This window comes from Sphingobium fluminis (genome assembly GCF_037723805.1).
Lineage (GTDB): Bacteria > Pseudomonadota > Alphaproteobacteria > Sphingomonadales > Sphingomonadaceae > Sphingobium.
Genome location: NZ_JBBJUK010000004.1, coordinates 148,961 through 162,523 on the forward strand (window position 1 = coordinate 148,961; position 13,563 = coordinate 162,523).

Below are 13,563 nucleotides of genomic sequence, written 5' to 3' on the forward strand. Positions count from 1 at the left end.
ACGTAGGCGATACCGGGATAACATTCACCCTCCCCGAAAAGTGGGAACCGGTTTTCGGATCAGGGGGGTGAACAAACGTTGTTAGCAATTGTAAGGACATATCATGACGAAGCGCACCAGCGCCAAGCATAAGCTCGACCGCCGTATGGGCGAGAATATCTGGGGTCGTCCCAAGAGCCCGGTCAACAAGCGTGAATATGGCCCCGGCCAGCACGGCCAGCGCCGCAAGGGCAAGGTTTCCGACTACGGCATTCAGCTGCGCGCCAAACAGAAGCTCAAGGGCTATTATGGCGACATCACCGAGAAGCAGTTCAAGAAGAACTATTTCGAGGCGAGCCGCATGAAGGGCGACACCGGCCAGAACCTGATCGGCCTGCTCGAGCGCCGTCTCGACGCGGTCATCTATCGCGCCAAGTTCGCGCCTACCATCTTTTCGGCCCGCCAGATCGTTTCGCACGGTCACATCTATGTGAACGGCGTCAAGTGCAACATCGCGTCGCGTCTGGTGAAGCCGGGCGACGAGATCACGCTCGGCAAGAAGGCGCAGGAAATGGCGCTGGTTCTCGAAGCGCAGAGCCTCGCCGAGCGCGACATCCCCGACTATGTGGCGCCCGATGGCGCGACCAAGGTCACCTATGTCCGCGTGCCCACGCTGGACGAAGTGCCTTATCCGGTGAAGATGGAACCCAATCTGGTCGTCGAATTCTATTCGCGCTAAACGGGTTTCGCCTCGGCGACACGAAAGAAGGGCGGCCTTGCGGGGCCGCCCTTTTTCGTTGCCGCAACGATCTTGCGGGCCGCGAGTTGAGTTGGCATCACAACGCCTTCTGTAGAAAAGGGGCTTACGATGCGCCGGTCATTCTCCCTCCTGTCGCTCGCTCTTGCCCTGTCGGCCTGCGCCACCGCGCTCGACTCCGGCTTCACCCCGGCAGCCCCCCCTTCGATCGACACGATGAAATCGGTCGTGCGGGAAATTTCCGCCGATTCCTATGAGGGCCGCGCACCCGGCTCTGCGGGCGAAGACAAGACGCTCGCTTATCTGGTACAGCGCTTTTCCGCCCTCGGCCTCCAGCCGGGCAACAAGGGCAGCTGGTTTCAGGACGTGCCCCTGGTCGAGATCGCTGCAAAGAATGTCTCGCTGCTGACCTTCACCGGCGGCAAGACACCGGTAGCCGCCGCCTATGGGCGCGAAATGGTGATCGGCACCTACCGCACGGCTCAGCCGCATATTGTAATAAAAGACAGCCCGGTCGTGTTCGTCGGCTATGGCATCAACGCGCCCGAAAAGGGCTGGAATGATTATGCCGGGCTCGACGTGAAGGACAAAACCGTCCTCATCCTGGTCAACGATCCCGACTATGAGACCGCATCGCTGACTGGCCCGTTCAATGGCCGGGCGATGACCTATTATGGCCGCTGGACCTATAAATATGAAGAAGCCGCGCGTCAGGGTGCGGCCGCTGCGATCATCGTCCATGACACCGTCCCTGCCGCCTATGGCTGGAACGTCGTGCAGTCGAGCTGGACCGGCGCGCAGCATGTCGCCGACAGCGCGAATGGCAATGCCGACAAGTCCGCAGCGATCGGCTGGATTCAGAAGGACAAGGCCGCCGCCCTCATGGCCAGCGCGGGCCTGAACCTCGATTCGCTGACCGCTGCCGCGAAGAAGCGGGGCTTCAGGGCCGTGCCGCTGCCCGGCATCAAGGCGGCGGTCTCGTTCGACAATATGATCCGCAAACATAGCTCGAAAAATGTCGTCGCCCTGCTCCCCGGCAAGACCCGGCCCGACGACTATATTCTCTACAGCGCCCATTGGGACCATCTGGGCCACTGTGAAAAGGCCCCGGACGGCGACGATATCTGCAACGGTGCGGTCGACAATGCCACGGGCGTCGCTGCGCTCGTCGCCATCGCAGAGGCCAATGTCCGCGCAGGACCGAGCGATCGCAGCCAGGTGTTTCTTGCAGTGACGGCCGAGGAATCGGGACTGCTGGGGTCGGCCTATTATGGCGACCATCCGCTGTTCCCGCTCAATCGCACGGTCGGCGGGGTCAATATCGACGCGATGCAGATCTGGGGGCCCGCGCATAACGTCATCGTGATCGGGCGCGGCAAGTCGGCCCTCGACGCCTATCTCGATCGCGCGCTGGCGACACAAGGCCGCGTCGCCAGCGACGAACCGACGCCCGAAAAGGGCTTCTACTACCGCTCTGATCATTTCAGCTTCGCCAAACATGGCGTGCCGATGCTCTATTTCGAAACCGGCCAGGACCTGGTGACCGGCGGGCAGGCGGCGGGCGCGGTCGCCTACAAGGATTATGAGGAGCATCGTTACCACGGCCCCAAGGATGAATATGATCCCAAATGGGACTGGAGCGGGGTGCAGGCGGACCTCAACCTCTATCATGATGTCGGCCGCGCGCTCGCCAACACGACCGACTGGCCCAACTGGACTCCGGCCGACGAATTTCGCGCAATCCGCGACAAGGACCGGGCGGGACTGTAAAACGGCCCTCCCCCTGGCGATGGCGCGCTGCTAGGGAGGCGGCTCCCAGACTGCCCGAGGATTCCCCATGACCTACCGCATGCCCGCCGAATGGGCGTCCCATGACTGGGTCTGGATCGGCTTCCCCACCAACCCCGCCGAATGGCCTGGCGCCTTTGACGGCGCGCGGCGGCAGATCGCCGACTTCGCGAGCGCGGTCCACGCCGATGGACGGGGCGAGGAGGTTCGCCTCGTCGTCGCCAACGAAGCCGACGCATTGGCGGCCCGCGCTCTGGTCGATCCTGGCGTGACCATCATCGTCCAGCCATTGGGCGACGTCTGGCTGCGCGACACCGCGCCGATCGCCGTCACCGGCCCGGACGGCCGTGCTCTGGTCGATTTCGGCTTCAACGGCTGGGGCGGGAAATATCGAATGCCGGGCGACGAGGATATCGGCGCGCGCCTCGCCGCGATGACAGGATTCCCCACCTCGACCCAGAACTGGATTTTCGAGGGCGGCGCGGTCGACACCGACGGCACCGGCCTGTTCGTCACCACCGAACAATGTCTGCTCAACCCCAATCGCAACCCGGATCTCGATCGCGGCAAGATCGAAACGCTGCTCGCCGGCAGCCTCGGCCTGTCCGACATGTTGTGGCTGGGCGACGGGTTGCTCGGCGACCATACCGACGGCCATGTTGACAATCTCGCCCGCTTCGTCGCGCCGGGCGTGCTGGCCATACCGCTCGCCACGACCGACGACGACCCCAACGCCGCGCTCTACGCCGACGCGCGTTCACGGGCAAAAGCGCATGGGGTAGCGGTGGCAGATATGCCCTCACCCGGTCTCGTGCTCGTCGATGGCGAAGCGATCCCCGCCAGCTACATGAATTTCTACATCGGCAACGCCGCCGTCATCGTCCCCGTCTATGGCCAGCCCAACGATCGGGCCGCACTCGACACGCTCCGCCCGTTTTTTCCCGGTCGCGACATTGTAGGACTGCCCAGCGACGCCATAGTATCCGGCGGCGGCAGCTTCCACTGTTGCAGCCAGCAAATGCCCTCCGTCTGAACTATCGGGACTGCCATGACCAAAGTCACCGTTGCCGCGCTCCAGCTCTCGTTCACCGACGATATGAGCGCGAATATCGCCAAGGTCGCCGACCATGTGAAAAAGGCCGCGATCCGTGGCGCGAAGATCATCCTGCCGCCCGAACTGTTCGAGGGCCCCTATTTCTGCCGCGTCGAGGACGAAGCCCTGTTCGCCACCGCGCAGCCAACCGACATGCACCCGGCGGTGCAGGAAATGCGCAAGCTGGCCAAGGACCTTGGCGTCTACATCCCGACCAGCTTCTTCGAACGCGACGGCCACCATCATTACAACTCGCTCGCGATGATCGACGATCAGGGCGAAATCATGGGCGTCTACCGCAAGAGCCACATTCCCGACGGCCCCGGCTATGAGGAAAAATATTATTTCCGTCCCGGCAATTCGGGCTTCAAGGTCTGGCCGACCCGCTATGGCACGATCGGCGTCGGCATCTGCTGGGACCAATGGTATCCCGAAACCGCGCGGGTGATGGCGCTGATGGGCGCGGAACTGCTATTCTATCCGACGGCGATCGGGTCCGAACCCTATGATGCCGATTTCGACACCAGCCGCATGTGGCGGCGCGCGATGCTCGGCCATGCGGTCAGCAACTGCATGCCCGTCATCGCCGCCAACCGCATCGGGGACGAGGACGGCCAGCTATTCTACGGCCACAGTTTCATCACCGACGAATGGGGCGATTTCGCCGCCGAAGCCGATGCGAAGGATCATGGCGCGCTGGTGGCGACGCTCGATCTGAAACGGGCGCGCAAGCATCGCGCGGGCATGGGCTTTTTCCGCGACCGCCGCCCCGATCTCTACGCCCGCATCGCGCAGGATATATGATCATGCCGCATCGGGCACACGCGCATGGATGAAGGCGTCGGCACCGAAGAGCAGTCCGACGCGCTCACCCGACCCCAGCGCCGGCTATTGCGGCGGATATTCCATAACCGGAATATCCCGATCGTCGTGGAAAAAACGGCCTTGCTGACCTATCGGGATGCGTCGCGCTTTCTCCTCTCGCTACCCCTTGATGCCCGCGACACAGCCTATGCGGCCGTGAAGCGTCTGGCGCAGGGTGAAACCCGCTAAATGGTCCAGCGGCCTGCCGTGTATGCGCTGGCACTCGGTTCAAATCGGGCGCTGTCCGCTTCTCTCACGCCCCGCAGGCTGATCGACGCCGCGGCGCTCGCCATTGCCGGGCTGGGCCGGGTCATCGCATGCTCGCCGACGCTGTCGACGCCGCCGCTCGGCCCCTCCGCGCGCCGGTTCGCCAATGCCGCGCTGCTGCTTGAATCGGCCCTCCCGCCCGATCGGCTGCTCGTCCGCCTCCAGCAGATCGAGCGCAGCCTCGGCCGCCGCCGCCATCGCCGCTGGGGCGCGCGCAGCATGGATATCGACATCATCCTGTGGTCGGGTGGCCGATGGCGCTCGCGCGCGCTCACCATCCCCCACCTCGTCTTTCGCCAGCGCGATTTCGTGCTCCGCCCGATCCTGACGATCGCCGCCGACTGGCGCGATCCCGCCACCGGCCTCACCATCCGCCAGCTTGAGTCGCGCCTCAAAAAAGCCCGGCCAAAGCCCCCCGCCAGAGGTTGACCCGCGCCCCTCCCCCCATTAGGGCGAGCGGACCTCGGCACGGGGGTCCATAGCTCAGTCGGTAGAGCAACTGACTTTTAATCAGTAGGTCGCTGGTTCGAACCCAGCTGGACTCACCATCATTTCGCCCACCGCCAGGGCGCTTTTCGCTAAAAGTCGAACTGTTCGCCGACCAGCTTTTCGCTGATCGCCCACAGCTTCGTCGCACGATCGGGATTGATCGCATAGGCACGCGGGCCGTGATTGGACACGATCGGCGAGTCATTGACCTCGGACACGCGACAATCCTGGCAATAGCGGCCTCCGACAGCATCGGCAGGCGCCACAAAAGCGCTCCATACGGTTGTCGCCGCGCCTTCCGGGATCGATTTGTTGCGATGATGGACATCGCGCTCGGAATTGACGAATGCTTGGAAATCATCCGGGCTCATATGGCGCGTCAGGGCGGTGTCGGTGACGACGCCGGGATGAACGGCGGTCGCACGCACGCCGCGTGCGCGCAGACGCTTGTCGAGTTCCACGACATACAGGACATTCGCGGTCTTGGCGCCGCCATAGGATGCCCATTCATCATAGGGTCGCCGCTCGAAATTGGGGTCGTCCAGATCGAGATCGGCCATGCGATGCGCCATGGACGACAGGATGATGACCCGCGAACCGGATCGCAGCAGCGGAACGAGGCGATTGACCAGCAGGAAATGTCCCAGATGATTGACACCGAACTGGCTTTCAAAGCCATCCTTGGTCGTCTCCCTCGGCGCCGCCATGATCCCGGCATTGCCTATGATGACATCGAACGGCTCGCCCTTCGCCCGCAGGGCGTCGGCACATTGGCGTACGCTCTCGAGCGACGCCAGGTCCAACTCGACAAGCTCGACGCCGCCGGGGGCGCTGCCTGCAAACGCCGCTATCGCCTCGCGACCTTTCGCCAGATCGCGCACGGTGCCGATCACATGCGCGCCGCGAGCCGCGATAGCCCGGCATGTCTCGAGCCCCAGACCCGCGCCCGCGCCTGTAATCAGCACGCGCTTGCCGCTAAGGTCCATGTCGCCCAGCACGTCCTCGGCCGTCCGATCCTTTTCAATATGATAATCCATGCTGTCCTCTCCCTCTCTCGTTTGTCATCACTTACCCAACGCCCGGTGCCTGAACATCATGGCTGGACAATCACGGCCTTGAGGCCGGGCTGCACGCGATACGCGCCCTTTGCCCCTGAATAAAAATTGCTCCGAAAGGTCAGGTCCGCCCCGGCGCGAACGTCCATTCCATGGTCGCCATTATCACCCCGGTGGTTCTTGCGCAGCATCATGCCGGATATCACGCCGAATCGGCATGACGCGTCCACCAGCACGCCAGATCCGTTATTGCCTCCCGCACTGCCGCCAGTGAAGGTGAAGTCCGACAGGCCCGATGTGGCGATATGGACTCCGTTGCCCCGGTTGCCGCTGAACTGCCCGTTGTGAATGTGAAGACCTTCGATCACGCCCGGGGGCCGGGGCGCGATCAGCATGCCATCCGATCCCGCCGAAAGCCCGCACCAGACATTCGTCATCACGGTCTCATACAGCCCGCCTCCGGGCCGCAGCCAGCAGCTTGGTGCATTAAAGGCCCCGCTGACCTTCCCGGCGCTGTCGAACAGGCTGTTTTGAACATGCAGGGCATATAGATTATTATGCGCCGGCACGGCGAGGTCCAGTGCGGCCCCATGCTGCGTGATGTTGACGTCGCTGACCGACGCCGTGTCGCCGTTCAGGAACTTCAGTCCAAAATCGGGCTGCTGCCCACCGCCCGGTCCGGAAACGGAAAGCGACGCGACCTGCGCATTGCCGAAATTGTGAAACACCGCAAACCCGGCGCCGCGCCCGATGGCCGGGTTGAAGGCGAGCACATTACGAAGCACCGGCGCGATCGCCCGCAGTTCCGCCTTTGCGCCGATCGCCCCGTAACAGATGAAATAGCGGGCGCAGACGATATTCTCGACCACGGTGCCGTTTGCCGCCGTCCGAACGAAATAGCCTCCCGTGCGGGGCACGGACGATGTCAGCTTGACGTTCCGGAGTACCGACCCGTCGCCCAGCGTGATGCCGTCCGCGACCGGGGAATTGGTCATCAACACCGTGGCGTTCCGGTTACCTCCATCTATCGTCACATTGTCCGGCACGATGATCGTCGAATAGACACAGGTCTTGCCGACGGGGAGCGTTATGACCTGTCCCGATTTCGTCATGGCCAGAAGCTTGCGCCACTGCGCTGTTTCGTCGCTCCCGTCGCATCGAATCTGCGACTGGCGCGACGCGCTGGCGCTGCTGGCCTGCACCCGCGCCATCGCGTCGGTGGAAAGGACCGTCAGCCCCCCCAATATGCAAGCGACGATGCCCCCGATGATCGGGTTGCATGCGCGAGGCAAGTCCCGGCTCACCATGTCTGCCGACCGCGGCGCATCCTAATCAACGAAAATCTTGCCGGGGTTCATCAGGCCCAGCGGATCGAGCGCATGCTTGATCGCCCGCATCGTCGCCACGCCCGGCGCGCCATGTTCGCTGACGAGATGCTTGCCCTTGACCATGCCGACGCCATGTTCGCCGGTACAGCTTCCCCCGACCGCGATCGCCCGCTCGATCATCGCGGCATAGACCGCTTCGGCGCGCGTCCGTTCGGCGGGGTCGGCGGGGTCGATCGCGAACAGCACATGGAAATTGCCGTCGCCGACATGGCCGACGATCGGCGCGGTCAGGCGGTTGCGATCGATATCGGCGCGCACCGCCAGCACCGCGTCCGCCAGATGCGACACCGGCACGCACACGTCGGACGACCACACCTGCGCGCCCGGCCTGAGTGCCACCGCCGCGAAATAGGCGTTATGCCGCGCCTTCCACAACCGGTTGCGATCCTCGGTGGCGGTGGCCCATTCAAAGCCGGAGCCGCCCTCGCCCGTCGCAATGGCGAGCGCCGTCTCGGCATCCTCCTGCGTCGCCAGTTTCGACCCGTGAAATTCGAAGAAAAGATGCGGTTTTTCCGGCAGGTTCAGCGCCGAATAGGCGTTGCAGGCGCGCACCTGCATCTCGTCGAGCAGTTCGACCCGCGCCACCGGCACGCCGATCTGGATCAATTGCGTGACCGTGTTGACCGCCCCGGCCAGATCCTCGAACGCGCAGGTCGCCGCCGCCATCGTCTCGGGAATGCCGTACAGCCGCAGCCGCACCTCGGTAATGATCCCCAGCGTCCCTTCCGACCCCACATAAAGCCGGGTCAGATCGTAACCCGCCGCCGACTTGCGCGCCCGCCCGCCGGTGTGAATCACGGTGCCATCGGGCTGCACCACGGTCAGGCCGAGCGCATTATGCGCCATCGTCCCGTATCGCACCGCATTGGTGCCCGACGCGCGGGTGGAGGCCATGCCGCCCAGCGTCGCATTCGCGCCCGGATCGATCGGAAAGAACAGCCCCGCCGCCCGCAACTCATGGTTGAGCTGCTCGCGCGTGACGCCCGCCTCCACGACGCAATCGAGGTCCGCCTCGTTCACCTCCAGGATGCGGTCCATCCGCGCCAGATTGATGCCAAGCCCACCCATGGGCGCGGTGATATTGCCCTCCAGCGATGTCGCGGCGCCGCTCGGCACCATCGGCACGCCATGCGCGAAGCAGATCGCCGCAATCGCGCTAACCTCCACGGTCGTCTGCGGAAAGGCGACCGCATCGGGCGGCAGCAGCGTGGGATAGGCCTCACCCCGGCCATATTGGTCCCTGATCGCGCGGACCGTCGTGAACCGGTCGCCCAGCAGCAAGGCGAGCGCTTGCGCGGCGGCGGGCGGGATCGCGCCACATCCGACCTCGATCTGTTCATCCGCTAAATGTATCGCCATGGCCTGCTCCGGTCGCGCGGCATCCGACGCCGCCTTGGCCCTTATAGCCCCCCGACACAGGCGATGCGCCTAAGTAATTTTCAAGTCGCCGCAGTTGGGCAACGGAAACGACCCCCCGAATGCCGCCTGTTCAGCGAATCCCGGCAGCGAGTGCCAGCGCCGCTTGCGCGACCCGCACCCGATCATCGAGCGATGTCATCAACGTGTCGACGTGCACCGACGCGATCCCCAGGTTCACCCGCGCGTCGCGCTCGTCGACCAGCATGCCGTCCAGGACATCGCCATAATGGGCGGCGACCGCCTGTGGGGTCACGACGCTGCCCAATTCCCGCATCAGCTTGGCGGTCGGCCCCTTAACGGCGTCCCCGCCGACGATGGGCGAGACCGCGACGACAGGCGCGCGCGCCGCTAGCAAGGCGTCGCGAATGCCCGGCACGGCAAATATGGGATCGACGCTCAGATAGGGATTGGACGGCGCGATCAGGATGGCGGTGGTATCGTCCGCCAATATGGCTTCGCACACGCCGGGCGCCGGCTTCGCCTGCGCCGCGCCTTCGAACATCACCTGCCGCACGACGGGCTGGCAGCGCCGCCCGACGAAATAGCGCTGGAACGGCAGCACGCCCTCGTCCGTGTCGAGATGAGTCGCGACCAGCTGGTCGCTCATCGGCAGCACGTCGATGGCGATCCCCCAGGACCGGGCGAAATCGGCGGTGATCGCCGACAGGCTTTCGCCGCGCGCAAGCCGCATCGATCGCAACACATGCAGCGCCAGATCGCCATCGCCCAGCATGAACCAGTCCTCGCCGCCCAGTGACCGGAGCGCGTCGAGGAAATTCCAGCTTTCCCCCTCGCGTCCCCATCCCTGCGCGGCGTTGGACTTGCCGCTCAACGTATAGAGCAATGTGTCGATATCGGGCGACACATGCAGGCCCAGATGCGTGAAATCGTCGCCGGTATTGACGATAGCGGTCACGTTCGCCGGTTCCAGCAACTGCTGGAGGCCAAGCACCAGCTTGGCCCCGCCGACGCCGCCCGTCAGTACGACGACGCGTCCGCTCATTCCGGTTCGACCAGCGTCCCGGTGATCACGACGCCGGCCCCGTCGACCTTATAGGTCTTGTTGAGGAAGATGAGCACCGACGTCAGCGCCTCGGCCGCCGCCGAATTGGCGAGCGCGCCGCCGTGCAGACCACGAAGGCCGCAATCGCGTGCAAGACCGACCACGGTGGCGCGCGCCGCCTTGTCATCGCCGAACACCAGCACGTCGCAGGCGACCTCCTCGTCGGTGATCAGCTTGTGCGCGGCGACGCTGTGGAATGCGGACACGACCGTCACATCTTCGCCCAGCAGGCCCTGCGCCTTGACCGCGGCGCTGCCTTCGGCCGGCAATTGCACGCGCATCACGCGCGGCGGCACCAGCGGCACGGTGGTGTCGACCACAATCTTGCCTGCGACATGACCGGCGATGCTCTGGAGCGTGCCTTCCTGCGCGGCGAAAGGCACGGTGACGATCACGAGGTCGGCTGCTGCAGCCGCGTCAGGGTTTGCAAGGCCGGTCAGACCGAAGCCGAGGCGTTCGGCAGCGGCGACCGCGCCTTCAAGGCCCCGCGATCCGATGATGACCTTGCGGCCCGCCTTCGCCAGCCGCCGGGCGATCGCCGCGCCAAGATCGCCGGTGCCGCCGATCACCGCGATCGTCCCCTGATAGTCTTCGCTCACATTCTGCTCCTGCTCACTGATATCCCGCGCCTGAATCACGGCGTGAACCGGCGGCAGGCGATTGCGGCTCGTGTCACGCAGACGCCCATATTGTCAATCGAAACTGGGTAGCAAAATGAGACGGGATGACGTTCTGCTATTCCCTTGCTCAAGTTTTTTTTGTCGCCGCAGCCCATGACCTCGCCTACAAACCGCGCAAAGTCGACCCAAACGGAGCGCGTGTCCTGCCTCACTCTCATCCCATTGACCCGCTCCGCGCCACTTACGTTGTCGTCGCGCAATGAGCGCGAACCTGCTTTATTCGCTGGCGGGCTTTGGCGTCGGCACGCTGGTCGGGCTGACGGGCGTTGGCGGCGGATCGCTGATGACGCCGATCCTCGTGCTCGTGTTCAACTTCCATCCCGCCTCCGCCGTCGGCACCGACCTGCTCTACGCCTGCATCACGAAAAGCGTGGGCAGCTTCGTCCACAACTGGAAGCGGTCGGTCGACTGGTCGATCGTCGGCTGGCTGGCGCTTGGCAGCTTGCCGGCCGCGATCGTCGCCCTTGGGCTGCTCGCGGCGGCGGGGCCACCCTCGGCGGACATTGTCGATCCGATCAAGGTCACGCTTGGCGTCATGCTGCTGCTGACCGGCGTCGCCCTGCTGGCCAAGAACAGGATCCTGTCCTGGTCGCGCAGCCATGGCGATGATCGCAACCCGGTTACCACGCGCAACCTTACCGTTCTGCTCGGCGCGGTGGTCGGCGCGGCCGTATCCATCACGTCGGTCGGCGCGGGCGCGATCGGCGCGACCGCCCTGCTGGTCCTCTACCCGCGCAAGCCCATTGCGCGCATCGTCGGCAGCGATGTTGCCCATGCCGTCCCGCTGACCTTCGTCGCCGGTATTGGCCACTGGTGGCTGGGCACGGTCGATTTCGCGCTGCTCGGCGCGTTGCTGGTCGGATCGGTGCCCGGCATCGCGCTCGGCAGCATGCTTGCCTCCCATGTGCGCGAGTCGATCCTCCGCCCGATCCTCGCCTCCATCCTGATCATCGTGGCAATCAACCTCATCGCCTGAGGCATACGCTCAGTCCGCAACGCTCGCCCGCCGGGCCGCATGGGCGAGCAGTTCCGCCCAATGCGCCTGCCCTGCAGCATTACCGATCAGGTCCTGCCGCACCTCTATCTCGGCATAGGGTATGGCCCGCGCAAAGGCGTGGCGCGGCACGCTGTGATCGGTCGCATCCATCGCATAGGGCGCATTGTCGCCGATGGTCAGCCCGGATTCCTCGCGCAACGCCCGCAACAACCGCAGCGCGAAGATCACATCGCCCTGCCAGTGCAGCACCCCCGCATCCCAGGGCCGCCGCTCCCCGCCGAGCACCGGCGTAAAGCTGTGCAGCGCCAGCAATATCGTCGGCCGTCCCCGCGACGCGCGCGCCTCCAGCATGGCCGCGATCTCTCCATGATAGGGCGCATGAATCTCGGCGATCCGCGCCGCCCTGTCCGCGGCGCTCAGCGCTTCATTGCCCGGTATCCGCGTAGCATCGGAAACCCCCGGTATCGCCTCGTCCAACGCCGGATCGCGATTGCAGTCGATCACCAGCCGCGAATAGGGCTGATGGATGAAGGGCGCATCGAGCAGCCCCGACAGCGCCTCGCCCAGGCCGCGCACCCCGATATCGATCCCGATGTGACGCGACAGCTCGCCGCTCGCCACGCCCAGCCCGCCGAGCACCGCCGGCACCGCATTTCCCGCATGATCGCCGGTCAAAAGGAACGGTGCGGCCCCTTCAGCGTTATGCAGCGCAAATGGAGCCGGATCGTCCGGCCCCAGCAGCCGCCCCGGCGCGCGCCCGGCCATCAGGACCCGCCCCCATGCCGTTGCTGACGATCCGTCATGTTACCTGCTACCGCTACCGGCAACCCGTGTCGATTGGTGAGCATCGCATCATGATGCGCCCGCGCGAAGCCTTTGACCAGCGCCTCCTGTCCGCTCGCCTCGATATCACCCCCGAACCGCGCGAATTGCGCTGGCTGCACGACGTGTTCGGCAATTCGGTCGCCATCGCCCTGTTCGATCGCCGCGCCGACGAACTGGTCGTGTCCAGCGAAGCGACGCTCGAACATGCCCCGCTGGCCCAGGGCCAGGTCGATGTCGAACCCTATGCCCGCCGGTTTCCCTTCATCTATTCGTCGGAAGACATGCCCGACCTGCTGCGCTCGATCGAGCGGCAACATCATGATCCCGAACGGATCGTCGACAATTGGGCACGCAGCTTCGTCCGGGACGATGCCTCGACAGACACCGTCGCGATGCTCACCGACATGGCGACCAGCATCCGCCGCGATTTCACCTATGTGCCGCGCCATGAAAAGGGCACCCAGACGCCGATCGAGACGCTGAACCAGCGGCAGGGCACCTGCCGCGACTTCGCCGTGCTGATGATCGAGGCGGTTCGCGCCCTGGGGTTCGCCGCCCGGTTCGTATCGGGCTATGTCTACAACCCCTCGCGTTCCGAAGGCGTGCTCGGCGGCGGCAATACCCATGCCTGGGTCCGCATCTTCCTGCCGGGATCGGGCTGGGTCGAATTCGATCCGACCAACGGCATCATCGGCAATCGCGGCCTCATCCGCGTCGCCGTCGCCCGCGATCCCTATCAGGCGCTGCCGCTGTCGGGCACCTGGTTCGGGCCGCCCGCCAGTTTCCTCGGCATGGACGTCACCGTCGACGTCCATCGCGCCGACCCCAGCCAATTTGCCTTGACCGATCATGGCGCCATCAACAGCCGGCGTGCCGGCGCAACAGGGAAGTAAAGATCC

At 64.8% G+C, this 13,563-nt stretch carries 14 protein-coding genes and 1 tRNA gene; 9 read left to right on the plus strand and 6 right to left on the minus strand.

Annotated elements, in window-relative coordinates; all coding sequences use genetic code 11:
• The first annotated feature begins 103 nt into the window (after positions 1–103).
• The 7 genes from rpsD (at position 104) to WG907_RS12810 (ending at position 5,296) form a co-directional block, all read left to right on the plus strand.
• The gene (gene rpsD, locus WG907_RS12780) at positions 104–718 is read left to right on the plus strand and encodes a 30S ribosomal protein S4 (RefSeq protein WP_340233296.1); all 615 of its coding nucleotides are present in this window, start codon (positions 104–106) and stop codon (positions 716–718) included.
• Positions 719–847: 129 nt separating this feature from the next.
• Positions 848–2,506, plus strand: coding sequence for a M28 family peptidase (locus WG907_RS12785; protein WP_340233298.1), 1,659 nt, complete (start codon positions 848–850; stop codon positions 2,504–2,506).
• A gap of 67 nt (positions 2,507–2,573) precedes the next feature.
• Positions 2,574–3,557 (plus strand): agmatine deiminase family protein, encoded by a 984-nt coding sequence (locus WG907_RS12790; RefSeq protein WP_340233299.1) that lies wholly within the window; start codon positions 2,574–2,576, stop codon positions 3,555–3,557.
• Between the two features lie 15 nt (positions 3,558–3,572).
• Positions 3,573–4,421, plus strand: a complete 849-nt coding sequence (gene aguB, locus WG907_RS12795; RefSeq protein ID WP_340233301.1) for an N-carbamoylputrescine amidase — start codon at positions 3,573–3,575, stop codon at positions 4,419–4,421.
• A 24-nt stretch (positions 4,422–4,445) separates the two neighbouring features.
• A complete protein-coding gene (locus tag WG907_RS12800) occupies positions 4,446–4,670 on the plus strand; it encodes a hypothetical protein (protein WP_340233303.1) in 225 nt (74 codons plus the stop codon).
• A complete protein-coding gene (gene folK / locus WG907_RS12805; RefSeq protein WP_340233305.1) occupies positions 4,671–5,177 on the plus strand; it encodes a 2-amino-4-hydroxy-6-hydroxymethyldihydropteridine diphosphokinase in 507 nt (168 codons plus the stop codon).
• Between the two features lie 43 nt (positions 5,178–5,220).
• Positions 5,221–5,296, plus strand: a tRNA-Lys gene (locus WG907_RS12810).
• Positions 5,297–5,326: 30 nt separating this feature from the next.
• On the opposite strand, the gene WG907_RS12815 is transcribed toward WG907_RS12810, so the two are convergent.
• The 5 genes from WG907_RS12815 to npdG all read right to left on the minus strand — a co-directional run bounded on the left by WG907_RS12815 (position 5,327) and on the right by npdG (position 10,761).
• Positions 5,327–6,274, minus strand: coding sequence for an SDR family NAD(P)-dependent oxidoreductase (locus WG907_RS12815; protein ID WP_340233307.1), 948 nt, complete (start codon positions 6,272–6,274; stop codon positions 5,327–5,329).
• 56 nt (positions 6,275–6,330) lie between these two features.
• Positions 6,331–7,584, minus strand: a complete 1,254-nt coding sequence (locus WG907_RS12820) for a hypothetical protein (RefSeq protein WP_340233308.1) — start codon at positions 7,582–7,584, stop codon at positions 6,331–6,333.
• Between the two features lie 36 nt (positions 7,585–7,620).
• Entirely contained in the window at positions 7,621–9,039 is a 1,419-nt protein-coding gene (locus WG907_RS12825; RefSeq protein ID WP_340233309.1) for an FAD-binding oxidoreductase, read from the minus strand.
• 130 nt (positions 9,040–9,169) lie between these two features.
• A complete protein-coding gene (cofD, locus tag WG907_RS12830; protein WP_340233310.1) occupies positions 9,170–10,102 on the minus strand; it encodes a 2-phospho-L-lactate transferase in 933 nt (310 codons plus the stop codon).
• Positions 10,099–10,761, minus strand: coding sequence for an NADPH-dependent F420 reductase (gene npdG / locus WG907_RS12835; protein WP_340233311.1), 663 nt, complete (start codon positions 10,759–10,761; stop codon positions 10,099–10,101). Before npdG ends, cofD begins: the two co-directional genes overlap by 4 nt.
• Before the next feature lie 280 nt (positions 10,762–11,041).
• Here npdG and WG907_RS12840 point away from each other — a divergent pair, with 280 nt between their 5' ends.
• Positions 11,042–11,818, plus strand: a complete 777-nt coding sequence (locus WG907_RS12840) for a sulfite exporter TauE/SafE family protein (protein WP_340233313.1) — start codon at positions 11,042–11,044, stop codon at positions 11,816–11,818.
• A 9-nt stretch (positions 11,819–11,827) separates the two neighbouring features.
• Here the strand turns inward: WG907_RS12840 and WG907_RS12845 are convergent, their stop codons facing one another.
• On the minus strand, positions 11,828–12,604 hold the full coding sequence (locus WG907_RS12845) for an N-formylglutamate amidohydrolase (RefSeq protein WP_340233315.1): 777 nt from the start codon (positions 12,602–12,604) through the stop codon (positions 11,828–11,830).
• 14 nt (positions 12,605–12,618) lie between these two features.
• Here WG907_RS12845 and WG907_RS12850 point away from each other — a divergent pair, with 14 nt between their 5' ends.
• The gene (locus tag WG907_RS12850) at positions 12,619–13,557 is read left to right on the plus strand and encodes a transglutaminase family protein (protein WP_340233316.1); all 939 of its coding nucleotides are present in this window, start codon (positions 12,619–12,621) and stop codon (positions 13,555–13,557) included.
• Positions 13,558–13,563 lie beyond the last annotated feature (6 nt).